Source organism: Dactylosporangium sp. NPDC005555 (assembly GCF_040605635.1).
GTDB lineage: Bacteria > Actinomycetota > Actinomycetes > Mycobacteriales > Micromonosporaceae > Dactylosporangium.
This window is the reverse complement of the sequence record NZ_JBEXDG010000026.1, coordinates 26369-52437: the sequence shown is the minus strand read 5'-3', so window position 1 is coordinate 52437 and position 26069 is coordinate 26369. Positions and strand designations below refer to the sequence as shown.

Sequence of the window (26069 nt, the reverse complement as noted above, 5' to 3'; positions counted from 1 at the left end):
ATGCTGGTCGAGCACGTCGGGGCAACCGCCGCGGCAGCGCTGCGGCTCTGGGAGGTCGACCAAGGTGTCATCGTCGACGTGCCGCCGGTGCTGTGGCGCCCGGCAGCCGGCTACACCGGCGCGATCGTGCGCCGGATCATCGTGTCCGACGACTCGACCGGCGTCCGGCGCGACGTACTGCTGAAGGTGTGCCCACCCGGCCGTGCAGAGGGCGCCGGACATGTCCGCGCCTGGCGGGACAGCGAAGGCGAGCCCGACGTACGCGCTCGCCTGGTCGAGCCGTACCCATCGGGCTGGCCCACCGCCGACGGATCGATCCTCTTGATGCAACGGCCCGCCGGCGGCGTCATGATGCTGTCGGAACTACCGACGGACGGCATCGCCACCGTGACCCGTGCGGTCGTGCGCTGGCTGACGACCGTATGGAACCGCGGTGAGCGGTCCCGGCGAACCCAGGCCCCGCTCAGCGGGCTGCTCAGCGACCAGCTTGCGGAGACCCTGCTGCGGCACGGCTCGATCACCCGGTGGGAGAATCTGACATCGCTGCGCGGCCGCGAGCAGCCATGGTTACGCCTGGACCCTGACGGCCCGCCACTGCCCAATCCGCTGTTCCTCACCACCGCAGCGGCGCCGGTACACCGATTCGGCGTCAGAATCGGCCGGGCGCACCGGGACCTGCACCTTGACAACATCATGGTCGCCCCGTCATTGGACGACTTCCAGCTCATCGACCTGGCGACCTACCGCACTGACACGCCGCTGACGGTCGACCCGGCGGTCCTGCTGCTGTCCGCGGCGCTGCAGGCCCTGCCCGACGCACCGGCTGGCCGGGCCGCCACTCGTGACGCGTTCCTCGATCCGGCGTCACCAGGACTCGCCGGTTACCGGGAGTGCGTCGAGGCGATCGGCGAGCGGTGGGACATGGCATGGCACACCGCCTGGCTGACCGCGATCATCGGCGCGGCGCTACGGTGCACCACATATGATGGGCTTGCGGCGTCGACGCGGTGGTGGTGCCTTGAGCTGGCAAGCCACGCCGCCGACCGGATCCGCACCGAAGCCGGCGTGCCTCTAGGACCCGCCGACGATGCGCCGCTGGTCCTCAACCCGTTCCGGGACGGCGTTTCCGGCGCGCCCCAACCGCCGCCGTCACCGGTCGCGCCCCTGTTGGTCCGGGCGGCAAGGGCAAGGGCCGCCGGCGCGACGGACGTCGCCGTGCGGCTTTTGCGAGAGGCGCTGCGCCGTGCCGTCACCGAAGCGTTCAACGATGATCCTCCGGCAGTCACCGTTGACCGCTTGCAGGACCTGGCGCACGACGCGACACGTATTTTCGGTGCCGATCACCGGATGGTGCTGGAGATCGACCTGCGGAGGGCCGACGTCATGAACACCGTGCGGGGCCGGCGCGGCGAAGCGCGCCGCCTGATGGTTGATATGCTGCACCGCGCCGAGCACCGGTACGGCACCGAGCACCAGGTGACGATCCGGATCGGGGCGATCCTGGACTCACCCAAGTTCGAGTAGGTCGTCGCCGAGCGTCGACTCCGGCACCTCGAACGCGCCAACCCGGCGGGCGGCCTCGACCAATTCGTCGTACGTGATGACCTCGATGCCCGCCAGGTGACTGCTGTACGTGCGTAACGTCCGACGCACCAGGTCCAGCGGCAACTCCGGCGGTACGTAGTCGTGATGACCGACCACGACCGTGGCGAGCGCCCGACGGGTCGCCGCCGACTTGAACTCGGCGTGCTGGCCCAGGTCCGCGGCGAGAGCATCCAACCATTCGAGCTGGGTCACCGCCGCGCTGACCGCCTCCAGCACGGCGGTGCCGACCTCATGCCGCCCGCCACCGACGGGGCGGATCAGGTCGAGCACGTTGGCGGCTGCCACCTCCACGACGTGAAACGCCCCGTCAGCGCGGGTCAGCAGCACGGGGATCATCGACTCGAGGTCGGGGAATTTCCCCTGGGTCCGTTTGTACAGCCCGCCGAACATCCACGGCTGGTCACGGACCACCGCGCGCAGGTCCTCGACCGTGCAGTCGGACCGGCGCACCGTCTCGTCGAGCCGGGCCAATCCATGCCGCCGCCGAGCATGGATGATCATGCTACCGAGCTTCCCGGCGACGGACAGGTCGACGACCGCGTCCAGGAGATCCGGTCTGATCAGTTCCTGCATGACCAGCTCGAGGTCTTCCGGGCGGTGCTCGCCGCGCCGGCCCTGGGCGACGAACTCGTCGGCCGCGCTCCGCCGGGCCGCGCCGCCGGCACTGCCGGCGTCGTGCCTCGCCTCGGCCAATGCCGCCACGGTTTGCTCCTGCCGCCACGCGACGTCGTCGCTCACGGCAAGCGCCCACGCCGGAGTGACCCGCACAGAATGCGACTGCAGGTCGATCAGCGCGAGACCGTCGCTTTTCAACGCCGGCACCCGGATCGTCGCCATCCCGGCACCATACCGGGGTCGGGAACACGTCAGACAGCAAACCGCCAAGGTGATCAATGGATCCCGTTACTGTGATGTGCCGAGCGGTCCAGGACGCAAGGGAGTTGTCCGGTGCTGACGCCGATGCTGATCTTCACGGGACGGCCTGAACCTTCGGCGCTCGCCGTCCTTGTTGCCAGACGGACGCTGCTGACCACGAATCCCGGAACGGCACAGGTCGCCGTCGGCGAGCAACGGTGGCCCGTCACCGTCCGGTGGGCCGGCCACGGCGTGGCGCTGCTGGACTTCCCCGCGTCGGACCCGGCATTTGAGGGCGGCATGATCCGCTTCGGCATGCTCGGCGACACCGGCACCTGGACGCCGAGTTCCAACTCCCCGCCGCTGCGCCTCCATCCACTCGCCGGCGACGGCGACCGTCTCCTGCCGCGCCTCGACGGCGCCGCCGTCCCACTGCCCGGCCATCCCGTGTACTGCGGCGATCTGCTCACCGGTCTGCTGCTGCGGCCGGACGGCGGCCCACCAACGGTAGCGACCATCGAAGCACTCGCCCGCGACCCCCGCTTCCGCACGGCGCTCGAGGCGGCCACCGGGCGGCGGCTCGTCGTCGAACCGGTAGCGCTCCGGACCGTGCTGCGGCCGTGGACGCCGCCGCAGCCGCCCGACGGCCCCGCGCAGCGGCTCGACCCACGCCACGAGCTGGTTCCGTTCATTCCCCGACCCGCCGTCCAGGAGCCGCTGCTGGCATGGTGCCGGTCCGGTGCGGCACTGTCCGTCGCCGTCCTTACCGGCGCTCGCGGCGCCGGTAAGACACGGGCCGCCCGGCAGCTCGCCGCCGACCTGCAGCCCGGCTGGGTCGTGGGCGCGCTCAGCGAAACCACACCGGAACGCCGCACGGCGCTGTTGCGCGACGTGAACCGTCCGCTGCTGCTGCTCGTCGAGCACCCCACCCGGCAGATCCCGCAGCTCGCCGGAATCATCGCGGCCTTGGCCGAGAACGCGGGTGGGCACGCTGTACGGATCTTGCTCGTCGCGCGCGAAGCAGGCGCCTGGTACGAGCGGCTGCGGCAAACAGTGGGCCACGCCGTGTTCGAGACCGAACCGATTGTGGTGCCCCCCGTACCGCAGGGGCGGCTCCGGCAGCAACTGTTCGACGCAGCCCTCAAGGCGTTCGACCGGCCGGGTGATGTGACGGCGCCCGACCTGGCAGACCCGCTGTCGTTGCACCGCGCGGCCATGTTCGACGGGGCCACCGACGGCAGGGCGGAACTCGTCGAAGGGGAACTCAGGGCATGGCACCATGCGGCCGACGCGCTCGGAGTACCGAAGGACGCCCACGCACGGCAGACGGTCCTGCTCGCGGCGCTCACCTGCCCGCCCCGCACCGAACGCGAGGGCCGGGACCTGCTGGACCGGCTGCCGGGAGTTCGGACCGGATGGATCGAAGAGTTCGCCCGGTGGCTCCCGGTGGTCCTGCCGCCCGCGGACCCGGCGGCCTGGCACTGGTCCGGCCCGGTACTCGACACACCGCTCCGAGACGTGCTCGCCGCTCTGGCCGCCCGCGAACGGCAAGGACCATCGGTCCCACGGCTGCTCGGCCGGCTCGACGCGGCCCAGGCCGAGACGGCGCTGACACTATTGTTCGAGACCGCCGACCGAGACCTGCTCGACCTGCTCGGCCAGCTCGTCCCGCAGTTCCCGCAGACCCTGCGCCCGGCCGCGCTCACGGTCACGGCCAGCGACCGATCCGGGCTTCAGGCCCTTGCGCCACTGCACGCGAACATCACCGACGGCACGACCGACCCGGACGACCTGCGACGAATCGCCGCGCAACTGCCGCATCACCTCGGTGCGATCGCTCCACTCGCCCGGGACGTCGCGGAACGGCTGGCGGAGCACTACCGGTCGACCGCCGAACCCGGCCTCGGGCTCCCACGGGCGCTGCTCCTGGCCGCCCGCGCGCAAGCGGCACTCGGCAATCCGGACCGGGCCGTCGGTCCCGCAGCCGAGGCCCAGTCGCACTTCACGGCAGCACTCCGCGGGCCGGACAGCGTCGCGGCGCGCCCCGGCCTCGTCGCCGCGCTGCGCCTGCACGCCATGCTCCTGATCAGCAGCGGGCTCGTCGACGATGCCGCCGCGAAGCTTCACGCGGCAGCGGAACACTGTGCCCGGCTGGCCACCGCGCTGCTGGCCCCCGAACGCGACGGCATGCTCGGGGAACTGCTGGAGGTCGCCACCGCCTCGCTCGACCAGGCGCCGGAGGAACCCGACCGGGCGCTGCGCATGCTGCAGACCGCGCGGGACCTCGCTATCCTGCCGCCCCAGGCAGGCCCGGCCCGGCACGCAGAGATCTGGCGGCTGCGCGGATGGGCCCTGCTGCTGCTCGGCGAGGACGCCGACGCCCGCGACGCCATGTCCAGAGCGGTGCGCGCATACCGGGACCTCGAGGTCGGTAGCCCGGCCGCCTTCCGACCGGCGCTGGCGGCGGCACTCGACGGCCACGCCGCCATCCTGAGCGCCGGCGGTGACCTACCGCAGGCCGTGGTGACCGGTTTGGAGGCTCTGCACCTGCAGCACCAGGTGGCGGCGCAGGTACCGGCTGCCCGCCCGGCGCTCGCCCGCATGCTGCTGGCGCAGGCGGCCCGGCTCGCCGCGGGCGGCAACTCACCCGCCGCCCTGGACCGCACGCTCGAGGCGCGCGACCTCACCGGCGACCTGATCCAGGAGGACCCCGGCGCACACCGTCAGCTCCAGGCCGCGGTCGCGAACGCCATGAGCCTCAGACTGGCCGAGCGTGCCGATTGGGACATGGCGGAGCAGCGCGCCACCGAAGCCGTCATCGCGTACCGCCAACTGGTCGTCGAGCAGCCGGCCTACGAGCCGCTGCTGGCGGCGGCGACCCACAACCGTGCAGCGATCCTGCGCCGCCTGGCGCGACTCGACGCTGCCGCCGACGAGGCCGGCGCCGCGGTCGGCACGTGGCGGCAGGTGGCACGGCGCGAGCCGCGGCGAGCGCCGGAGCTGGCCGCGGCGCTGCATCAGCTCGGCGCGATCCACGCCCAGGCCGGTGCTGCCGCCGACGCGTACGCCGTGACCAGCGATGCTGTCGACGTGTACGCGTCGCTCGGCCCACCGGCACGCCAGGTCAGCGTCGACGAGCACGTCGCGGCGCTGCAAACCCTCCGTGGCATCGTGGCCGGGCGTGGCGACGTCCACGAGCTCATCGCAGTGTCGGACCGGATCGTGGACATACGGCGCACGGTCGGGCACCGCGACGGAGCCCGGTTCCGTCGGGACCTGGCGGAGGCGATCGAGGATCGAGTCGACCTCCACCGGTCGCAGCCCGCACCCGACCGGCTCGTGCTGATGCCAATGCTCGACGAACTCATCACGCTGTACCAGGAGCTCGGCGCGACCGACGAACACTTCGCCGACCGCCTGGTGCTCGCGCAACTGGCACGAGCCGAGGAGCTCGCCCGCCAAGGCCACCATCCGGAGGCAGTCGCTGCCGCCACTGCGTTGCGCGACACCCCGAACCCGGAGCATCAGTCCGCCGCGCTGCAGCTTCTCGCCGCGGAACATGCGGCAGCAGGCCATCCCGTCGAAGCCATCGCGGCCGCCGGCGAGCTCGTCGACCTACGACGGCGCGGCGGCCAGGACCATCTGGCTGCCGCGCTGCTGCTGCTGTCGAGATGCTGTGAGGGTACCCAACCGGACGCCGCGCTTGCCGCCGCATCCGAAGCCGTCACCATCACCCGGCGCGCCCTGCATCTGCGGCCCGAGCAGCGTCCGTCGCATGTGGAGGCACTGACCCGCCGAGCGGTATGCCTCGTCGCAGACGGTCAGCGGGAGGAGGCAGTGATGACACTGATGGAAGCGGTTGAGCAGCTCACGCCCCTCACCGCCGACGACCCGGGATACCTCCTCCAACTGGCGCAGAGCTCAGCGTGGCTGGCTGGCCTGGAGTTGTCCGCCGGACAGCACACGAAGAGCCTCAAACACCGACAGGACGCGGTGGATCACTTCCGCGAGCTGGCATCGGCCTCGCCCGACCTCCGGACACGGCTCACGGACGAGCTGCTCCAGCTCGCCGATCAGCTCAACGGCGAGGAAGAGCACTCGCGGGCGCTCAAATGCACGCAGGAGGCCGCCGCCCTGGCCCGGTTCGACGCCGACAGGCCCCGGCTGATCCGTGCCCTGCGGATGCTGGCGCATGACGGCCCGCAGCTCGACTGGCGGCGACGCAAGATCCGACAGGACGCGGCAGCGGAACTCGATCAACTCCGTCGCGAGTGATCCCTGCATGACGTGGTCTGGGGGAGTCCACAGTGGACAGGTCGGCGACTGTCTAGCGCACCGACCTGCGGGCCCCGTCGAACTCGTAGAGCTCGTCCTGAACGTAGTCGCGCCACGTGTCGTCGTGGCCGTCTACCTTCAATCGGAAGTAGACGGTTTTGCGGATCATCGGCGACGTGTTTCCACCGATGTTGTGGGACAACAGGTACGAGGAGAGGATCACGTCACCTGGACTGGCGAGCACGGGGGTCGGGCTACCGTGCGGGATGTCCGGATAGGCGCCGTTGGCCGTCAACGCCTGCACGCCCTCCCGACGGAACAGCTCGGCGCAGGCACGGTGCGTACCGGGCCATACCATCAGGTTCCCCATCTGTTCGCGGCTCTGATCCGAAAGCACCACGCCGATCAGCATGGTGAACGTGCCGGGTCGGCCGTCGGGTTCAGTGGGCGGCAGACCGTCCAAGTGCCCCCGGCCCGGCACATGCGGGAAGGGCGGGAACGTCAACGCTACCTGCAGCACCGGTGGCGCGCCGATCTCGCGCGGGGCGGTGAGAGCCTCGGCCCACGCCATCGCCGCCGACCCGACGAGCAACGCGGCGAGTTCGGGCTCATCGGCTGTCTCCAACCAATAGAAGTGGTGGCCGGTGTGCCCATCCGCGGGTGGCCGCTCGGTCAGCAACGCGTCGATTCGGGCAACCGCGCGATCCCGCAGCGCCGCCGGCACGACATCGCGCAACACCGCATAGCCGTCCCGGGCAAATTCGGCGAGTTGTCGGTCGGTCCACATGCAGTCACTTTGGCAGGTTTCGATACTTGACGCGATCGATTTCTCGCTGCTGTTGACGCTGGGGTGGAGCGACAGGACGGCCGAGCGGCAGTCGATCCGGCCGGGCTGTCACCCGTCAGCTGGTCGATGACGGACGAGCTCAGGGCGTACGGATCGACGCGGCGGCGCAGGCGATGCTTGCGGATCAGGGGGTCGGGGCCAGGGCAGGTCGGACCTTGAACGAGCTCTCGGTCCAGAATGTGGTGGTGCCGTCCGGCCGGTCCACCCAGAGTTGGTCGCCGCGGTGATGCAGGTACCAGCCGGGATAGATCTGCGCCTCCAGCAGGATCGTGCCGGCGGATGGACCGGTGCGCGGGCAGAACGTCGCGTCGCCGCGGAACGTGGCGGTGCCCTCGTCCCGGTTGAGCTGGAAGCGCCAGGACGCGTGCCGCAGGTATCGGCCGTCCTCGGCGCGGAACGTGAAGCACGCGGTGTCCGCCAGGCCGGCAAGGACCGAGAAGGTCGCCTGGTGCCGCGCGGCGCCGGGGCTGTCCGTGCGGACCGCCGCGAGGACGCCGAGACTGTCGGCGGTGGTGACGAACAGGCCGGGCCTGTCGGCGGATTCGAGTGACACGGGCCGGCCCGGCGTGAGGGACTCCGTGCGCGGTGTCGGTGAGCCGGCGGTGGATACGGCCGGTGGTTTCGGTGTCGATCCGGCGGCCGGTGGTGCGGTGGAGGGGGAGGCACGGACGGCCGGAACCGTCGACGGGGCCGCCTGCAGGCCGTGCGAAGGCGGTGTGGAGGCGGGAAGGGCGGTGACGGTGACGGCCGCACCCGCAGCGACGGTGGCGGCGATGGTCGCGGCGATGGGGTGAGCCGTCACCGCTTGGAGGAGCTGGCCGAGCAGTCCGGCCTTGACGGTCGCGCCGACGCCCCCGGAGGTGGTGGCTGCGAGGGAGCCGCCCGCCGTGACCGCGGTGCCGAGCGCGGTCTTGCTCGTCAGCGCCGCGGTGAGCGCGACCGGGACGGGCAGCAGAGCGAATCCGGGCAGCAGTCGTTCCACCGTGATCAGGCCCTCCGCGGCGCGGCCGCAGACCTGGCAGGAGCGGATGTGCCGCGCGATGCGTTTGCGCCAGAGCGGGCTGGGTGTGCCGTCCCAGCCTGAGACCAGAGCGTCGAGCGCCGGGCAGCCGGGGGCCGCGGCCAGTGCGGCGACGAGCTCACGGCTGACGTCCAGCTGCTGGCGCATGCGTTGGATGCGGACGGCGGCGTGCGCGATGCTGACGTCCAGCGCCGCCGCCAGCTCACGGCGGGTGAGGGCGCCGGCGGTCTCCAGCCACCACAGCGACAGCAAGGCCCGGTCGTCGGGGTCGAGCCAGCGGCCGGCTCGGGTCACCTGGCGGCGCTGGGCTGACAGCTCCAGCTGCAGCATCGTGACGTCTTCGATCTCGGCGTCGGCGTCGGGCATCCCGGCCGCCTCGTCCAGCGGTGTCGCCCGGCGGGCTGCGACAGATCGGCGGCGCAGGTGCGTGCTCACCTGGTGCACGGCGATCGCCGCCAGCCATGGCCGGAAGCTTTCCGGATGCTGCAGGGCCGGCAGTTGGCGCAGGGCGCGCATCATCGTGTCCTGCACGACGTCGTCGGTGTCGGGGTGCCCGTCCAGCGCGCGGCGCGCGATGGTGTACACCAGCGGCAGGCCGATCGTGACGAGCTCCTCCAGGGAGCGGTGGTCCCCGTCCTGCGCCGCGAGCACGAGGCTCGTTTCGTTCCTGCCGGTCGTTCGCATCGTCACATCGCAGTCACTGCAGCATCGTCCAGCCGCCCGTGACGGCCGGGCAGGTGTCCTCCCGGCTCCACCAGCGGCCCTGCGGCCTCTCGCATGGTCGTTGACTGTCGCCGACGACCGGCCGCGACGTCAAGCAGCGACCCGGTCTCAGCGATGCGACCTTCTGGGTCGGTCACGGATAACAGAAATCTTCGACGAAGTTGGTCGTGGAGCAGGAAGTCGGTCGGATCGGCGATCATGGGATCCTCCCGGGAAACGCGCCGGCGACAGGGTGCGAATCGTGGAACCGCGCCTTCCGCATTCCTGTTTGTGGTTGGGTGGCCGGCACGGCAGCGACTTCGCGGCTGCTGTGCAAATAACGGAAATGTGGCCGGGGATTTACGTTGCGAGACCCTGGAAGTTCGGGGGGTCTGACCAGCGGTGATGCAATCAAATGAGATTTGAAAAGCTGTTATTCGAGGGCATTGGCGGAAGTCGCCCCGTGAAATTTTCTGCACGCATGTTCTGCCGTCCTTTTGCTGGGTGCGCATGCGATGACGTGCCGAAAGCCGTCGGCAGGCGTGCGGCAAAAGCGGTCCTGGTCGAATCGGATCGGTCGAGCACTTGAATGTTCGGGATGGGTCTGGCAATCTCGCGGCCTAGATGTGAGCGCTCGCACGCCATCGATCCGCCGTCGAAACCGTGCCGCGCGTTCCGTCATGCAAGCGATGTGAGCGTTAACAAAGCGGTGCCGGCCCATCCCGCCAGGAGGGCACGCGCAGCGCTTCGCCGGACGTGCGCGTCCGGCTCACCGGCCGCCAGCGGTGCGGCTCTCGAACGAAGGAGAACCCCATGGAGGGTCACAGTCAGGCGCCGCCGGTCACGAAGCGGCGGCACGGTTGGCGATCGGGCCTCATCGCGGCGTTGGTGACCGCACTGGTCGGTGGTGCCGTCGTCGTGGCGAACATGACGTCGGCGTCGGCGGCGACGGTCGACACGAGCGCCTGGTACGTGCTGGTCAACCGCAACAGCGGCAAGGCCCTCGACGTGTACAACTTCTCGACCGCCGACGGCGGGCGGATCACGCAGTGGACCCGTGGCGACGGCGCGAACCAGCAGTGGCAGTTCGTGGACTCCGGCGGCGGCTACTACCGGCTGAAGTCGAAGCACTCCGGGAAGGTCCTGGACGTCTCCAACTCCTCCACCGCCGACGGCGCCGCGGTCGTGCAGTGGGCCGACGGCAACGGCACCAACCAGCAGTTCCGGCTCGCCGACTCCGCCGACGGCTACGTCCGGCTGCTCAACCGCAACAGCGGCAAGGCACTGGAGGTGCAGGGCGCGTCGACCGCCGACGGCGGGAACATCGTCCAGTACACGGACTGGGGCGGCACCAACCAGCAGTGGCAGTTGGTCCGGGTGGGCGGCACCAACCCCTCCACACCGTCCGGCCAGTACACCAACCCGGTGGTGTGGCAGGACTTCGCCGACGGCGACATCATCCGCGTCGGTGACGCCTACTACTACTCGGCGTCCACCATGCACTACTCGCCGGGCGCGCCGATCCTGCGCTCCTACGACCTCGTCAACTGGGAGTACGCCGGGCATTCCGTGCCCAGACTGGACTTCGGCTCCAGCAACTACGACCTGACCGGCGGGCGGGCGTACGTCAAGGGCATCTGGGCGTCGACGCTGAACTACCGCAAGAGCAACAGCACCTACTACTGGCTCGGTTGCGTCGAGTTCAACCGCACCTACGTGTACACGTCCTCCGCGGTGGACGGCACCTGGCAGAAGCGGTCGCAGATCAACAACTGCTACTACGACGCCGGCATGCTCGTCGACGACAACGACACCATGTACGTCGCGTACGGCAACAGCACCCTCAGCGTCGCCCAGCTGTCCGCCGACGGGCTCAGCCAGGTCCGGACGCAGCAGGTGTTCACCACACCGTCGAGCGTCGGCACCCTGGAGGGTTCCCGCTTCTACAAGCGCAACGGCAGCTACTACATCTTCGTGACCAGGCCGGCGAACGGGCAGTACATCCTCAAGTCCAGCAGCCCGTGGGGCCCGTACGAGATGCGGCAGGTCCTGCTGAACATGCCCGGCCCGATCTCCGGCGGCGGCACCCCGCACCAGGGCGGCCTGGTGCAGACGCAGAACGGCGACTGGTACTACATGTCCTTCGTCGACGCGTTCCCCGGCGGCCGTGTCCCGGCGCTCGCGCCGATCAGCTGGAGCGCCGACGGGTGGCCGAGCGTGCAGACCGTCAACGGCGGCTGGGGCGCCACCTACCCGAAGCCGAACATCAGCACGTCGAAGACCGTCAAACCGATGATCGGCGCCGACACGTTCACCGGCACGGCCCTCGGGCCGCAGTGGGAGTGGAACCACAACCCCGACACCTCGAAGTTCTCCACCGGCAGCGGGCTGCGGCTGCAGACCGCCACAGTCACCAACGACCTGTATGCGGCCCGCAACACGCTGACGCACCGTATCCAGGGTCCGACGTCGACGGCGACGGTCGAGCTGGACTACAGCGGTCTCGCCGACGGTGACCGGGCCGGCTTGGCGATGCTGCGTGACTCATCGGCCTGGATCGGGGTCAGGCGCGACGGCACCACCACCCGGGTGTCGATGGTCAACGGCCTGACCATGAACAGCAGCTGGGGCACCAGCAGCACCGGCACGGAGGCGGCGAGCGCACCGGTGTCCGGCGGCCGGATCTGGCTGCGGGCCACCGCCGACATCAGACCGGGCTCCGGCCGGCAGGCGCGGTTCTCCTACAGCACCGACGGCGTCAACTTCACCGCCCTGGGCTCCGCGCTGACGCTCAACAACGCCTGGCAGTTCTTCATGGGCTACCGCTACGCGATCTTCAACTACGCCACCCGGGCCCTCGGCGGCACCGCCACCGTCAGGCGCTTCGACATGACCACCCCGTAGGAAGGCCAGACCATGACGTACCCCAGACGATCGCGCCGGCTGCGCGTGATCCTGCCGCTGGTCGCAGCCTCCGTGCTCGCCGCCGGTGGGGCGGTGTTCCTCAACGGCTCCGCCGACGCCGGCACCACCCTCGGCGCGTCCGCCGCGGAGAAGGGCCGCTACTTCGGCGCCGCCGTCGCCGCCGGCAAGCTCGGCGACGGCACGTACACCGGCATCCTCAACCGCGAGTTCAACTCCATCACCCCCGAGAACGAGATGAAGTGGGACGCCACCGAGCCGTCGCAGGGACGGTTCTCCTACACCGGCGCCGACCGGATCGTCGCGCACGCGCAGGCCAACGGGCACAAGGTCCGCGGGCACACCCTGGCGTGGCACTCGCAGGAGCCGGGCTGGGCACAGAACATGTCCGGCAGCGCGCTGCGCAGCGCGATGGTCAACCACATCACCCAGGTCGCCACGCACTTCAAGGGCAAGGTCTTCGCCTGGGACGTGGTGAACGAGGCGTTCGCCGACGGCGGCTCCGGCGGGCGTCGGGACTCCAACCTGCAGCGCACCGGCAACGACTGGATCGAGGTCGCGTTCCGCACCGCGCGTGCCGCCGACCCTGGCGCGAAGCTCTGCTACAACGACTACAACACCGACGGCATCAACGCCAAGAGCACCGGCATCTACACCATGGTGCGGGACTTCAAGGCTCGCGGCGTGCCGATCGACTGCGTCGGCTTCCAGTCGCACCTCGGTGGCCTGCCGTCCGGGGACTACCAGGCCAACCTGCAGCGCTTCGCCGACCTCGGCGTCGACGTGCAGATCACCGAGCTCGACATCTCCGGCAGCAACCAGGCGCAGGCGTATGCCGACGTGGTCAAGGCCTGCCTGGCGGTGTCGCGCTGCACCGGGATCACCGTGTGGGGCATCCGGGACAGCGACTCGTGGCGGACCGGCGAGAATCCGCTGCTGTTCAACGCCTCCGGCGCCAAGAAGGCTGCCTACACCTCGACCCTCAACGCGCTCAACGCCGGCACCAACCCGGGCCCGACCGGATCCACCGGTGTGGACACCAGCGCCTGGTACGTCCTGGTCAACCGCAACAGCGGCAAGGCCGTCGACGTGTACAACTTCGCCACGAACGACGGCGGGCGCATCACGCAGTGGACCCGGACCAGCGGGGCGAACCAGCAGTGGCAGTTCGTGGACTCCGGCGGCGGCTACTACCGGCTGAAGTCGAAGCACTCCGGGAAGGTCCTGGACGTCTCCAACTTCTCCACCGCCGACGATGCCTCGGTCGTGCAGTGGGCCGACGGCAACGGCACCAACCAGCAGTGGCGGCTCGCCGACTCCGGCAGCGGCTACGTCCGGCTCATCAACCGCAACAGCGGCAAGGCCCTCGAGGTGCAGGGCGCCTCGACCGCCGACGGCGGCAACGTCGTGCAGTACGCCGACTGGGGCGGCAACAACCAGCAGTGGCAGCTCGTCCGCGTGTGACAGACACCCCATCGAAGGAGCACACCCCCGAATGAACACCCAGCGAAGCAGACGACGGCTCGGTATCGCGGCCCTGGCGGCGGCCCTGGTCGGCGCCGGCATGATCGTCCTGAACATGACCTCGGCGTCGGCGGCCACCGTGGACACCAGCGCCTCCTACGTGCTGGTGAACCGCAACAGCGGCAAGGCCCTCGACGTGTACAACTTCGCGACCAACGACGGCGCGCGGATCACACAGTGGGCCCGCAGCGACGCCAACAACCAGCAGTGGCAGTTCGTCGACTCCGGCGGCGGCTACTACCGGCTGAAGTCCAAGCTGTCCTCGAAGGTCCTGGACGTGTACAACTTCTCCACCGCCGACGGTGCCTCGGTCGTGCAGTGGTCGGACCTCAACGGCACCAACCAGCAGTGGCGCCTCGCCGACTCCCCGGACGGCTACGTGCGGCTCATCAACCGCAACAGCGGCAAGGCCCTCGAGGTGCAGGGCGCCTCGACCGCCGACGGCGGCAACGTCGTGCAGTACGCCGACTGGGGCGGCAACAACCAGCAGTGGCAGCTGGCCCGCGTCGGCGGCACCACCCCGACCACGCCGGGCACCACCACCGGCGGCACCTGCACGCTGCCGTCGTCGTACCGCTGGTCGTCGACCGGTTCGCTGGCCAACCCGAAGTCGGGCTGGGTGTCGCTGAAGGACTTCACCAACGTCGTCTACAACGGCAGGCACCTCGTCTACGCCACCACCCACGACACCGGGTCGACGTGGGGCTCGATGAACTTCGGGCTGTTCACCAACTGGTCCGACATGGGCTCCGCGAGCCAGAACGGCATGAACTTCGGTGCCGTGGCGCCCACCCTGTTCTACTTCGCGCCGAAGAACATCTGGGTGCTGACCTACCAGTGGGGTGGGGCCGCGTTCAACTACCGCACGTCGAGCGACCCGACGAACGCCAACGGCTGGTCGTCGCCGCAGACGTTGTTCTCCGGCAGCATCTCCGGCTCCGGCACCGGTCCGATCGACCAGACGATCATCGGTGACGGTTCGAACATGTACCTGTTCTTCGCCGGCGACAACGGCAAGATCTACCGGGCGAGCATGCCGATCGGGAACTTCCCGGGCAGCTTCGGCTCCTCGTACACGCAGATCATGAGCGACTCGACGAACAACCTGTTCGAGGGCGTCGAGGTGTACAAGGTGCAGGGCCAGAACCAGTACCTGATGCTCGTCGAGGCGATCGGCGCGAACGGCCGCTACTTCCGCTCGTTCACGTCCTCCAGCCTGAACGGTTCGTGGGCCCCGCAGGCCGCGACGGAGAGCAACCCCTTCGCCGGCAAGGCCAACAGCGGCGCCACCTGGACCAACGACATCAGCCACGGCGACCTCGTCCGCAGCAACCCCGACCAGACCAAGACCGTCGACCCGTGCAACCTGCAGCTGCTCTACCAGGGCCGCTCGCCGAGCTCCGGCGGTGACTACGGCCTGCTGCCGTACCGCCCGGGCGTGCTGACCCTGCAGCGCTAGTCGTTCCCCGGCCGGCCGCCTCCCGGGGCGGCCGGCCCTCCCTTTTCAGGAGGCACCGCCATGCGCACGGTACGACACTGGCTCATCGCCGCGGGCCTGACCGCCGCCCTCACCGCGGCCGGCGCCGCAGCCCTGACCGCACCCGCCTCGGCGGAGTCCAACGGCGGCGTGCGGATCATGCCGCTCGGCGACTCGATCACCGAGGGCACCCAGGTCCCCGGTGGCTACCGCATCGGCCTCTGGCAGCGGCTCGCCGCCGGTGGCTACCGCAACGACTTCGTCGGCTCCCAGTTCAACGGGCCCGCATCGCTGTGGGACCACGACCACGAAGGCCACCCAGGGTGGCGGATCGACCAGATCGACGCCAACATCACCGGCTGGCTGCGCACCACCACCCCGCGCACCGTCCTGCTGCACATCGGCACCAACGACATCCTGCAGAACTCCAACATCAGCGGCGCGCCCGGCCGGCTCTCCACCCTCGTCGACCACATCACCGCCGCCGCGCCGAACGCCGACGTGTTCGTCGCCAGCATCATCCCGCTGAGCAACAGCGGTCAGGAGACGGCGGCCCGCACCTTCAACGCCACCATCCCGGGGATGGTGCAGAGCAAGGTCAACGCCGGCAAGCGGGTCCACTTCGTCGACATGCACGCCTCCCTCACCACCGGCGACCTCATCGACGGCGTCCACCCCACCGCCGGCGGCTACGACAAGATGGCCGCCACCTGGTTCACCGCACTGCGGGCCGTCCCCGGCAGCATCGGCGACCCGGGCACGCCGACAACCCCGGGCACCCCGACCGGCGGCACCGGCAGCGCGCTGGCGAGCGCCGCCTCCGGCCGCTGCCTCGACGTGCCGGGGAGCAGCTCGGCCAACGGCACCCAGCCGATCATCTGGGACTGCAACGGCGCGGCCAACCAGCGCTGGACGCTCAACGGTCAGGCGCTGCAGTCGCTCGGCAGGTGTCTCGACTCGCCCACCGGCGCGGCCGCCGGCAGCAAGGTCCAGCTGTGGGACTGCCACGGCGGGACGAACCAGCGCTGGAACCTCAACGCCAACGGCACGATCAGCAACGCGCAGTCGGGCCTGTGCCTCGACGTCGCCGGCAACGCGACCGCCAACAACACCCCCGTGCAGCTGTGGACCTGCACCGCGGCGGCGAACCAGCGCTGGACAAGGAGATGAGCATGAAACGTACCGGTGTGCTCCTGGCCGCGGTGGTCCTGCTGACCGCCGGTGTCCTCGCCGCGGTCGTGCGCGGCCCGGACGCGCAGGCCCTCGAGAACGGCGTCGCCCGTACCCCGCCGATGGGTTGGAACAGCTGGAACACGTTCGGCTGCAACATCAACGACGCGTTGATCCGGCAGATGGCCGACGCGATCGTCAGCAGCGGCATGCGCGACCTCGGCTACAAGTACGTCGTCGTCGACGACTGCTGGATGAACTCCACCCGCGACGCGCAGGGCAACCTGCAGGCCAACGCCAGCCGGTTTCCCAACGGGATGAAGGCCCTGGGCGACTACCTGCACTCACGCGGGCTGCTGTTCGGCATCTACCAGGCGCCGCTGGACAAGACGTGCGCGCAGTACTTCGGCAGCTATCCCGGCGCGACCGGCGCGCAGGGGCACGAGGCGCAGGACGCCCGTCAGTTCGCCGCGTGGGGCGTGGACTACCTCAAATACGACTGGTGCTCGCCCAGCGGCACGATCACCGAGCAGGTCACCACCTTCGCCAAGATGCGCGACGCGCTCGCCGCGACCGGCCGGCCGATCGTCTACAGCATCAACCCGAACAGCATCCACGCCAAGACCGGCCCGCAGCGCAACTGGGGCGACGTGGCCAACCTGTGGCGCACCACCGAGGACATCACCAACACCTGGGACTCGGGCCAGACCAACGGTTACCCGATGGGCATCCAGAACATCGTCAACGTCACCGTCCCCCTCGCCGCCTACGCCGCGCCGGGCCGGTTCAACGACCCCGACATGCTCGAGGTCGGCCGCGGTGGCATGACCGACACCGAGATGCGCAGCCACTTCGCGCTGTGGGCGATGATGGCCTCGCCGCTGATCGCCGGCAACGACATCCGCTCGCAGAGCGGCGCGACGGCCACGATCCTGAAGAACCAGCAGCTCATCGCGATCAACCAGGACTCCCTGGGCCTGCAGGCGACGCAGGTGTCCAACGACGGCACCCGCCGGGTCCTGGCAAAGCGGCTCGCCGGCGGTGACGTCGCAGTCGCGCTGTTCAACCAGAGCGGATCCGCCACGACGGTGAGCACCACTGCGGCGGCGGTCGGGAAGTCGGGTAGTTCGTTCACGTTGCGCGACGCGTGGACGAACACCACGAGCACGACGACCGGCGGCATCAGCGCGACCGTGCCCGCGCACGGCACCGTCGTGTACCGGGTGAGCGGCGGCGGGACCACCACGCCGCCGACCGGGTCGACGCTGGTCAGCGCCGCCTCCGGGCGTTGCCTCGACGTGCCGAACGGCAGCACCGCCAACGGCACGCAGCCGGTCATCTGGGACTGCAACGGCGGCATCAACCAGGGCTGGACCGTCAACGGCGGCACGCTGCAGGCGCTCGGCAAGTGCCTCGACGCTCCTGTCGGTGCCACCGCCGGCGCCAAGGCGCAGCTGTGGGACTGCAACGGCGGCACCAACCAGCAGTGGACCCTCAACGCCGACGGCACCGTCCGCGGCACCGCGTCCGGGCTGTGCCTGGACGTCGACCACAACTTCACCGCCAACGGCACCGTGGTCCTGCTCTGGACCTGCACCGCCGCCGCCAACCAGCGCTGGACGAGAGGATGAGCATGCGACGACTCGCCGGCCTGCTCACCGCGGGCCTGCTGATCCTGGCCGGGACCGCCGCCGTCGTGGCCGTCTCGATGCCGTCGGCCCGCGCCGACAACCCGATCGTGCAGACCGTCTACACCGCCGACCCGGCACCGCTCGTGTACAACGGCCGGGTCTACCTCTACACCGGCCACGACGAGGACAACTCGACCTACTTCACCATGAAGGAGTGGCGGGTCTACTCCTCCGCCGACATGGTGAACTGGACCGACCACGGCTCGCCGATGAGCCTCGCCACGTTCAGCTGGGCCAGCGCCAACGCGTGGGCCGGCCAGGTGGTCAACCGCAACGGCAAGTTCTACTGGTACGTGCCGGTGACGAACCGCGCGACCGGACGGATGTCCATCGGCGTCGGCGTGTCCAGCAGCCCGACCGGCCCGTTCACCGACGCGATCGGCCGTCCCCTGGTGGAGAACAACGAGATCGACCCGACCGTCTTCATCGACGACAACGGGCAGGCATACCTGTACTGGGGCAACCCGAACCTCTGGTACGTGCGGCTGAACACCGACATGATCTCCTACTCCGGCGGCGTGACCCAGATCCCGCTCACCACCTCGGGATTCGGCGTCCGCACCGGCAACGCGAGCAGGCCCACCCTGTACGAGGAAGGGCCCTGGGTGTACAAGCGCGGGAACACGTACTACAACGTGTTCGCCGCGAAGTGCTGCTCGGAGTTCATCGGCTACTCCACCGCCCCGGGCCCGACCGGACCGTGGACCTACCGCGGCACCGTCATGCCGACGCAGGGTGGCAGCTTCACCAACCACGCCGGCGTCATCGACTACAGCGGCGGCTCGTACTTCTTCTACCACAACGGCGCACTGCCGGGCGGCGGCGGCTACACGCGCTCGGTCGCGGTGGAGAAGTTCAGCTACAACGCCGACGGCACCATCCCGACGATCACCATGACCAGCACGGGCGCGCCGCAGATCGGCACGCTCAACCCGTACGTGCGGCAGGAGGCCGAGACGATCGCCTGGGAGACCGGCATCGAGACCGAGACCTCCAGCGAGGGTGGCATGAACGTCGGCTGGATCGAGAACAACGACTCGATCAAGGTCAAGGGCGTCGCGTTCGGCGGCGGTGCCGCGTCGTTCACCGCCAGGGTCGCCTCCGCCACCAGCGGCGGCCGCATCGAGGTGCGCCTCGACAGCGTCAACGGCCCCCTCGCCGGCACCTGCACCGTCGCCGGGACCGGCGGCTGGCAGAACTGGACCAGCGTCACCTGCCCGGTGAGCGGCGCGACCGGCACCCGTGACCTGTTCCTGAAGTTCACCGGCGGCAGCGGCAACCTGTTCAACGTCAACTGGTGGCAGTTCGCCGGGGGCGGGAGCAGCGACGGGAACCTGATCACCAACGGCAACATGGAGAGCGGCACGTCCGGCTGGGCGATGTTCGGCAGCGGGACGCTGTCGGCGAGCGGCGCCACCGCGCACGGCGGCAACCAGTCGCTGCAGGTCACCGGGCGCACCGCCGCGTGGAACGGCCCCGGGCAGGATGTGACGTCCAAGGTGGTCAATGGCCGGACCTACACGACGAGCGTCTGGGTCCGTACTGCCAGCGGCAGCCCGAGCGCCAAGGCGATGCTGGCCGTCACCGCAAACGGCACGACCAGCTACATCCAGCTGGCCCCGGCGACCGCGGTGAACTCCGGCGGCTGGACCCTGCTGTCCGGCACGTCGACGGTGTCGTGGACGGGCACGCTGACCGGCGCCACCTTCTACGTGGAAACCACCAGCGGGACGGACAACCTCTACCTCGACGACGCTTCGATGCAGTAGCGAACGGGATCCGCTTCCCTGGGCAATGCGGTGTCGCAGCCGGGTTGTCCAGGAAAGCGCCCCGACAGACGCTGGTTCAACGGCCAGGCCAACCAGCGCTTCAGCCTCAACTGACACGCAACGTCGCCGGTGGTCGCCGGTGGCCGTACGGGCACCGGCGACCACTGTTCCGAAACCCGCGCTCGACCGGCCGATCCGCCACGGCAAAAGGAGCATCCCGTGCAGCACGAGCACACCGGACACCACACCCCGTCGTTGTCCGACCCGACCCGCAGACAGGTGCTGATCGCCGGCGCCGTGATCGCCGGCGCGGCGCTACCACTGCCGTGGACGGCGTCGCCGGCGTCGGCTGCGGCCCCGCCGGAGGTCAGCACCGCGAACGGTCTCGCACTGTGGTACGAACAGGCCGCCGGCACCGACTGGCTGCGGGCGCTCCCGGTCGGCAACGGGCGCCTCGGCGCCATGGTGTTCGGCAACGTCGACGTGGAGCGGTTGCAGCTCAACGAGGACACCATGTGGGCCGGCGGCCCCTACGACCAGAGCAACCCGCGCGGCGCCGGCGCGCTGGCGCAGATCCGGCAGCTGGTCTTCGCCAACCAGTGGGGCCAGGCGCAGACCCTCGTCGACCAGAACATGCTGGGCATCCCGTCGGCGCAGCTGGCCTACCAGACCGCCGGCAACCTCCGGCTGACGTTCGGGGCAGGCGGCTCCGGCGTGTCGCAGTACACGCGGTTCCTGGACCTGACCACGGCCGTGGCCGGCGTCAGCTACCTGCAGAACGGTGTGCGGTTCCGGCGGGAGGTGCTCGCCAGCGCGCCGGACCAGGTGATCGCGATCCGGCTGACCGCGGACCGGGCCGGGTCGATCACCTTCTCCGCGGCGTTCGACAGCCCCCAGCGCACGACGCTGTCCAGCCCGGACGCGGTGACGGCCGCCGTCGACGGGGTCTGCGGCGACCAGCGCGGGCTGACCGGCAAGGTGAGGTTCCGCGGGCTCGCCCGCGCGGTCGCCGACGGCGGCACCGTCAGCAGTTCCGGCGGCACGGTGCAGGTCCGCGGGGCCAACAGCGTGACGCTGCTCGTGTCGATCGGCACGAGCTACGTCAACTACCGTGACACGAGCGGGGATCATCAGGGCAGGGCCCGCGCTTTCCTCGACGCGGCCGCCGCCCGGACCTGGGACCAGCTGCGCAGCCGGCACGTCGCTGACTACCAGCAGCTGTTCAACCGCACGACGCTGGACGTCGGCCGGACGTCCGCCGCCGACCAGCCCACCGACGTGCGGATCAGCCGGCACGCCTCCACCGACGACCCGCAGTTCTCGGCCCTGCTGTTCCAGTTCGGCCGGTACCTGCTGATCTCGTCCTCGCGGCCGGGGACCCAGCCGGCGAACCTGCAGGGCATCTGGAACGACTCGCTGAGCCCGTCGTGGGACTCCAAGTACACGATCAACGCCAACCTGCCGATGAACTACTGGCCGGCGGACACGACGAACCTCGCGGAGTGCTTCGAGCCGGTGTTCGGCATGATCCGGGAGCTCGCGGTGACCGGGGCCCGCACCGCCCAGGTGCAGTACGGCGCCGGGGGATGGGTGACCCACCACAACACCGACGGATGGCGCGGATCGTCGGTCGTCGACGGCGCGCTGTGGGGTATGTGGCAGACCGGCGGTGCGTGGCTGTCCACGCTGATCTGGGAGCACTACCAGTTCACCGGCGATGTCGCCTTCCTGCAGGCCAACTACCCGGCGATGAAGGGGGCCGCGCAGTTCTTCCTCGACACCCTGGTCGAGGAGCCGTCGCTGCGCTACCTGGTGACCAACCCGTCCAACTCCCCGGAGCTCGCCCACCACTCGGGCGTCAGCGTGTGCGCCGGGCCGACCATGGACAACCAGATCCTGCGGGACCTGTTCAACGCGGTCGCGCAGGCCGCACAGGTGCTCGGCGTCGACGCCGACCTGCGGACCCGGGTGCTGGCCACCCGCGACCGGCTCGCACCGATGAAGGTCGGCTCCCGCGGCAACATCCAGGAGTGGCTGTACGACTGGACCGAGACCGAACAGAACCACCGGCACGTCTCGCACCTGTACGGCCTGCACCCCAGCAACCAGATCACCAGGCGCGGCACCCCCACGCTGTACAACGCCGCTCGGCGCACCCTGGAACTGCGCGGCGACGACGGCACCGGATGGTCCCTCGCCTGGAAGATCAACTACTGGGCCCGGCTGGAGGAAGGGACCCGCGCGCACGACCTGCTGCGCCTGCTGGTGACCACGGCCAGGCTCGCGCCGAACATGTTCGACCTGCACCCGCCGTTTCAGATCGACGGCAATTTCGGCGCCACCTCCGGCATCGCCGAAATGCTGCTGCACAGCCACAACTCCGAGCTGCACGTGCTGCCGGCACTACCGGCCGCCTGGCCCGCAGGGCAGGTGCAGGGCCTGCGCGGCCGGGGCGGCTACACCGTGGGAGCCCGATGGAGCGGCGGCCAGGCCTCCGAGATCACCATCCGGTTCGACCGGGACGGCACCGTCAAGATCCGCAGCCGGTCACTCACCGGGACGGTCACGGTCGTCGACACCACGACCGGCGGCACCGTCACCGTCACCCGGCCGGAGGCCGACGTCATCCAGCTGCCCGGCCTGGCCGGCCGCAGCTACCGCGTGACGGCGCAGGTACAGGCGCAGACGTGGGTGCGCATCGGCAACGCGACCACCGGTCTGGTGCTCGACAGCGGCGGCAACGTCGCCTCCGGCTCCGTGCTCAAGCAGTGGAACTGGGACGGCAGCGGCAACCTGCAGTGGCAGCTGGCCGACCTCGGCAGCGGCTGGGTCCGCATCGTCAACCGCACCAACGGCCTGGTGCTGGACAGCGCCGGCAACACCGCCAACGGCGCACCGTGCCGGCAGGCGACCTGGACCGGCGGCGTCAACCAGCAATGGCGGCTCAACGACACCGGCAACGGCCGCCGGCAGATCATCAACCGCGGCACCGGGACCGCGCTGGACGGCATGGGCAACGCCTCAGCCGGCTCCACCGTCGTGTTGTGGGCGCCCAACACCAACACCAACAACCAGTGGACCGTGACCGCGCTCTGAGCGCATACCGCAGCAAGGAGATCCTGATGCGACGCAAATTCCGGGTGCTGCTGCTCGCCGCGGCACTGCCCCTCATGATCGCAACCGTGCTGCTGGCGGTCCGGCCGGCAGCGGCCGCCGGGATGACCCGGGTCACCAACTTCGGCAACAATCCCACCGGCCTCAACATGTACATCTACGTGCCGGTCAACGTCGCTCCCCGGCCGGCGCTGCTCGTGCTCGTGCACTACTGCGGGGGCTCCGCCGGCGGCGTCTTCAACGGCAACGGCCACGACTACGTCAACGCGGCCGACCGGTACGGCTTCATCATCGTGCTGCCCGAGGCGACGCGCAGCGGCAACTGCTTCGACGTGTCGACGCCGGCGGCCCTGCAACGCAACGGCGGCAGCGACTCCACCGGCATCATGTCGATGGTCGCCTACGCCCGCGCGAACCATCCGATCGACGCGTCGCGCATCGTGGTCTCCGGCTTCTCCTCCGGTGCGATGATGACCAACGTCCTGGCCGCGCAGTACCCCGACGTGTTCGCCGCCGCGTCCGCGTTCTCCGGCGTCCCCGCCGGCTGCTTCGCCACCACCGACGGTTCGCTGTGGAACAGCCAGTGCTCCGGCGGCACCATCATCCGCACCGCCCAGCAGTGGGGCGACACCGCGCGCACCATGTACCCCGGCTACACCGGCCGCTACCCGCGGATGCAGCTGTGGCACGGCACGACCGACACCACCCTCGCCTACCCGAATTTCGGCGAGGCGGTCAAGCAGTGGACGAACCTCAATGGGCTGGGCCAGACCCCGGCGTTCACCGACCATCCGCAGTCGAACTGGACCCGCACCCGCTACGGCAGCACCGGCACCCAGGCGACCGTCGAGGGCATCAGCATCACCGGCGTCGGGCACCAGCTGCCGATGTCCGGTCAGCTCGCATACGCCGTCGCCTTCCTCGGCCTGGACGGCGCGGGCATCCCCACCTCCCCGACCCCTACTTCGCCGGGCCCGACGACCAGCACCGGCGTGACCACCACACTCGTCGGCGCCGCCTCCGGACGCTGCCTGGACCTGCCCGGCAGCAGCGCCACCAACGGCACCCAGCCGCAGTTGTGGGACTGCCACGGCGCGGCGAACCAGCAGTGGACCCGTAACGGTCGGTCGCTGCGCTCCCTCGGCAAGTGTCTGGACGCGCCGCTGAACGCGACCGCCGGCGCCAAGGTCCAGCTGTGGGACTGCAACGGTGGCCTGAACCAGCAGTGGGACCTCAACGCCGACGGCACCATCCGCGACACCCGGTCCGGGCTGTGCCTCGACGTGGACCGCGCGGCCACCGCCAACGGCAGCAAGGTCATTCTGTGGACCTGCACCGCGGCGGCCAACCAGCGCTGGAGCCGCCGCTGACAAGCGCCGCGACCCTGCGCACCGGTACCTGGACCGCCACGATCCGGTGCTGGTCATTGCCGGGCGTCATTGATGAGATATGCGCTGGAACGCGGCGCCGGTGACGTCGGCCGCCGCGACGACACATCAGTCCAGGAGGATGCATGCAGCTCGCGAGCGTCACGGTCGATCCCGCGTTCGTCGTCGGTCCGGTCCGCCGGCGGACGTTCGGGTCGTTCGTCGAGCACCTCGGCAGATGCGTCTACACCGGGCTGCACGACCCGGCGCACCCGACCGCCGACGTGGACGGCTTCCGGGGTGACGTCGTCGACCTGGTCCGCGAGCTCGGCGTCAGCACGGTGCGGTATCCGGGCGGGAACTTCGTGTCCGGGTACCGGTGGGAGGACGGCGTCGGTCCGCGGGCGCAGCGGCCGGTGCGGCTCGACCTCGCCTGGCACTCGACAGAACCGAACACGGTCGGCGTCGACGAGTTCGTCCGCTGGGCCCGCCGGGCCGGCGTCGAGCCGATGATGGCGGTCAACCTCGGCACGCGGGGCATTCAGGAGGCGCTGGACCTCCTCGAGTACTGCAACGTGCGCGGCGGCACGGCCTTGTCGGACCTGCGGCGGGGCAACGGCGCCGAGGAGCCGCACGGCATCCGGATGTGGTGCCTCGGCAACGAGATGGACGGCCCCTGGCAGACCGGGCACAAGACGGCACACGAGTACGGGCGGCTCGCCGCCGAGACCGCCCGGGCGATGCGGCAGATTCAGCCCGACCTCGAACTGGTGGCGTGCGGGTCGTCCGGCTCCGGCATGCCCACGTTCGGGGAGTGGGAACGGATCGTCCTCAGCGAGGCCTACGACGTCGTCGACCTGATCTCGGCGCACGCCTACTACTGCGAGGACGACGGCGACCTCGCGTCGTTTCTCGCCTCGGCCGTCGACATGGACCATTTCATCGAGTCGGTCGTCGCCACCGCGGACGCCGTCCGGGCGGCCCGCAAGGCGGACAAGCGCATCCATCTCTCGTTCGACGAGTGGAACGTCTGGTACGTCAAGCGTGCCGAGTCCCGCCCGCCGGCCGGTGACGACTGGCCGGTCGCGCCGGTGCTGCTGGAGGACCGGTACAACGTCGCCGACGCCGTCGTGGTCGGCAACCTGCTGATCTCGTTGTTGCGGCACACCGACCGGGTCCACGCGGCGTCGCTCGCCCAGCTCGTCAACGTCATCGCACCGATCATGACGGAGCCGGGCGGCCGGTCCTGGCGGCAGACGACGTTCCATCCCTTCGCGCTGACCGCCCGGCACGCCGCCGGTGAGGTGCTGCGCGTCGCGATCGACGCACCGGTCCACGACACGACGCGGTTCGGGGCGGTGCCGGTCGTCGACGCCGTCGCCACGTACGAGCCGGACACGGGTGGGTTGGTGCTGTTCGCCGTGAACCGGTCGACGACCGGGCCCGTCGGCCTGACCGTCGATCTGCGGGGCCTGCCCGCGCCGCAGATCGTCGAGGCGCTGACCCTGTCCAACCCCGACCACACGTGGACGGCGACGGCGGACGACGCGACGACCGTCCTGCCCCGCGGCAACCCGTCGGCGATGCGGCACGCGGACGGAATGCGGGTCGAGCTGCCGCCGGTGTCCTGGACGATGCTACGCCTGGAGTTCCCCGAGTGATCACGACGTGATGCGGTCCGCATCGAGACATGCAAAACCTTGCCCTTCATACGTATGATGTCTAGTCTT

The 26069-nt window shown here is 70.1% G+C and carries 15 protein-coding genes; 11 read left to right on the top strand and 4 right to left on the bottom strand.

Annotated elements, in window-relative coordinates; all coding sequences use genetic code 11:
* Positions 1 to 1524: a hypothetical protein gene (locus tag ABZS58_RS27345; RefSeq protein WP_354786060.1), complete on the top strand. Its 1524-nt coding sequence runs from the start codon at positions 1 to 3 to the stop codon at positions 1522 to 1524.
* Here ABZS58_RS27345 and ABZS58_RS27340 read toward each other — a convergent pair.
* Entirely contained in the window at positions 1507 to 2442 is a 936-nt protein-coding gene (locus ABZS58_RS27340; RefSeq protein WP_354786059.1) for a hypothetical protein, read from the bottom strand. The genes ABZS58_RS27345 and ABZS58_RS27340 overlap by 18 nt on opposite strands.
* A 111-nt stretch (positions 2443 to 2553) precedes the next feature.
* Here ABZS58_RS27340 and ABZS58_RS27335 point away from each other — a divergent pair, with 111 nt between their 5' ends.
* Positions 2554 to 6735 carry a hypothetical protein gene (locus tag ABZS58_RS27335; protein WP_354786058.1) on the top strand — a complete coding sequence of 1394 codons (4182 nt, stop codon included), beginning with the start codon at positions 2554 to 2556 and terminating at the stop codon, positions 6733 to 6735.
* Positions 6736 to 6787: 52 nt separating this feature from the next.
* Here the strand turns inward: ABZS58_RS27335 and ABZS58_RS27330 are convergent, their stop codons facing one another.
* The 3 genes from ABZS58_RS27330 to ABZS58_RS27320 all read right to left on the bottom strand — a co-directional run bounded on the left by ABZS58_RS27330 (position 6788) and on the right by ABZS58_RS27320 (position 9526).
* A complete protein-coding gene (locus ABZS58_RS27330; RefSeq protein ID WP_354786057.1) occupies positions 6788 to 7522 on the bottom strand; it encodes a phytanoyl-CoA dioxygenase family protein in 735 nt (244 codons plus the stop codon).
* 184 nt (positions 7523 to 7706) lie between these two features.
* Complete coding sequence (locus ABZS58_RS27325; RefSeq protein WP_354786056.1) at positions 7707 to 9287, bottom strand: sigma-70 family RNA polymerase sigma factor; 1581 nt, start codon at positions 9285 to 9287, stop codon at positions 7707 to 7709.
* A 2-nt stretch (positions 9288 to 9289) separates the two neighbouring features.
* The gene (locus ABZS58_RS27320; protein WP_354786055.1) at positions 9290 to 9526 is read right to left on the bottom strand and encodes a hypothetical protein; all 237 of its coding nucleotides are present in this window, start codon (positions 9524 to 9526) and stop codon (positions 9290 to 9292) included.
* 592 nt (positions 9527 to 10118) lie between these two features.
* Between ABZS58_RS27320 and ABZS58_RS27315 the strand changes: the two genes are divergently transcribed.
* The 9 genes from ABZS58_RS27315 (at position 10119) to ABZS58_RS27275 (ending at position 26000) form a co-directional block, all read left to right on the top strand.
* The gene (locus ABZS58_RS27315) at positions 10119 to 12209 is read left to right on the top strand and encodes an RICIN domain-containing protein (protein WP_354786054.1); all 2091 of its coding nucleotides are present in this window, start codon (positions 10119 to 10121) and stop codon (positions 12207 to 12209) included.
* 12 nt (positions 12210 to 12221) lie between these two features.
* Positions 12222 to 13691, top strand: a complete 1470-nt coding sequence (locus tag ABZS58_RS27310; RefSeq protein ID WP_354786053.1) for an endo-1,4-beta-xylanase — start codon at positions 12222 to 12224, stop codon at positions 13689 to 13691.
* Positions 13692 to 13722: 31 nt separating this feature from the next.
* A complete protein-coding gene (locus tag ABZS58_RS27305; protein WP_354786052.1) occupies positions 13723 to 15210 on the top strand; it encodes a non-reducing end alpha-L-arabinofuranosidase family hydrolase in 1488 nt (495 codons plus the stop codon).
* 60 nt (positions 15211 to 15270) lie between these two features.
* Complete coding sequence (locus ABZS58_RS27300; RefSeq protein WP_354786051.1) at positions 15271 to 16398, top strand: ricin-type beta-trefoil lectin domain protein; 1128 nt, start codon at positions 15271 to 15273, stop codon at positions 16396 to 16398.
* Between the two features lie 2 nt (positions 16399 to 16400).
* Complete coding sequence (locus tag ABZS58_RS27295) at positions 16401 to 18029, top strand: ricin-type beta-trefoil lectin domain protein (RefSeq protein WP_354786050.1); 1629 nt, start codon at positions 16401 to 16403, stop codon at positions 18027 to 18029.
* Positions 18030 to 18106: 77 nt separating this feature from the next.
* Positions 18107 to 19858, top strand: a complete 1752-nt coding sequence (locus ABZS58_RS27290; RefSeq protein ID WP_354786141.1) for a family 43 glycosylhydrolase — start codon at positions 18107 to 18109, stop codon at positions 19856 to 19858.
* Between the two features lie 255 nt (positions 19859 to 20113).
* Positions 20114 to 22954, top strand: coding sequence for a glycoside hydrolase N-terminal domain-containing protein (locus ABZS58_RS27285; RefSeq protein WP_354786140.1), 2841 nt, complete (start codon positions 20114 to 20116; stop codon positions 22952 to 22954).
* Between the two features lie 26 nt (positions 22955 to 22980).
* Positions 22981 to 24342: a PHB depolymerase family esterase gene (locus ABZS58_RS27280; protein ID WP_354786049.1), complete on the top strand. Its 1362-nt coding sequence runs from the start codon at positions 22981 to 22983 to the stop codon at positions 24340 to 24342.
* A 143-nt stretch (positions 24343 to 24485) separates the two neighbouring features.
* Positions 24486 to 26000: an alpha-N-arabinofuranosidase gene (locus tag ABZS58_RS27275; protein WP_354786048.1), complete on the top strand. Its 1515-nt coding sequence runs from the start codon at positions 24486 to 24488 to the stop codon at positions 25998 to 26000.
* The last annotated feature ends 69 nt before the right edge of the window (positions 26001 to 26069 follow it).

Coding starts and splice junctions, on each gene's coding strand:
- ABZS58_RS27345 (WP_354786060.1), top strand. CDS start 1: ATGCTGGTCGAGCACGTCGGGGCAACCGCCGCGGCAGCGCTGCGGCTC.
- ABZS58_RS27340 (WP_354786059.1), bottom strand. CDS start 2,442: ATGGCGACGATCCGGGTGCCGGCGTTGAAAAGCGACGGTCTCGCGCTG.
- ABZS58_RS27330 (WP_354786057.1), bottom strand. CDS start 7,522: ATGTGGACCGACCGACAACTCGCCGAATTTGCCCGGGACGGCTATGCG.
- ABZS58_RS27325 (WP_354786056.1), bottom strand. CDS start 9,287: ATGCGAACGACCGGCAGGAACGAAACGAGCCTCGTGCTCGCGGCGCAG.
- ABZS58_RS27320 (WP_354786055.1), bottom strand. CDS start 9,526: ATGATCGCCGATCCGACCGACTTCCTGCTCCACGACCAACTTCGTCGA.
- ABZS58_RS27315 (WP_354786054.1), top strand. CDS start 10,119: ATGGAGGGTCACAGTCAGGCGCCGCCGGTCACGAAGCGGCGGCACGGT.
- ABZS58_RS27310 (WP_354786053.1), top strand. CDS start 12,222: ATGACGTACCCCAGACGATCGCGCCGGCTGCGCGTGATCCTGCCGCTG.
- ABZS58_RS27305 (WP_354786052.1), top strand. CDS start 13,723: ATGAACACCCAGCGAAGCAGACGACGGCTCGGTATCGCGGCCCTGGCG.
- ABZS58_RS27300 (WP_354786051.1), top strand. CDS start 15,271: ATGCGCACGGTACGACACTGGCTCATCGCCGCGGGCCTGACCGCCGCC.
- ABZS58_RS27295 (WP_354786050.1), top strand. CDS start 16,401: ATGAAACGTACCGGTGTGCTCCTGGCCGCGGTGGTCCTGCTGACCGCC.
- ABZS58_RS27290 (WP_354786141.1), top strand. CDS start 18,107: ATGCCGTCGGCCCGCGCCGACAACCCGATCGTGCAGACCGTCTACACC.
- ABZS58_RS27280 (WP_354786049.1), top strand. CDS start 22,981: ATGCGACGCAAATTCCGGGTGCTGCTGCTCGCCGCGGCACTGCCCCTC.
- ABZS58_RS27275 (WP_354786048.1), top strand. CDS start 24,486: ATGCAGCTCGCGAGCGTCACGGTCGATCCCGCGTTCGTCGTCGGTCCG.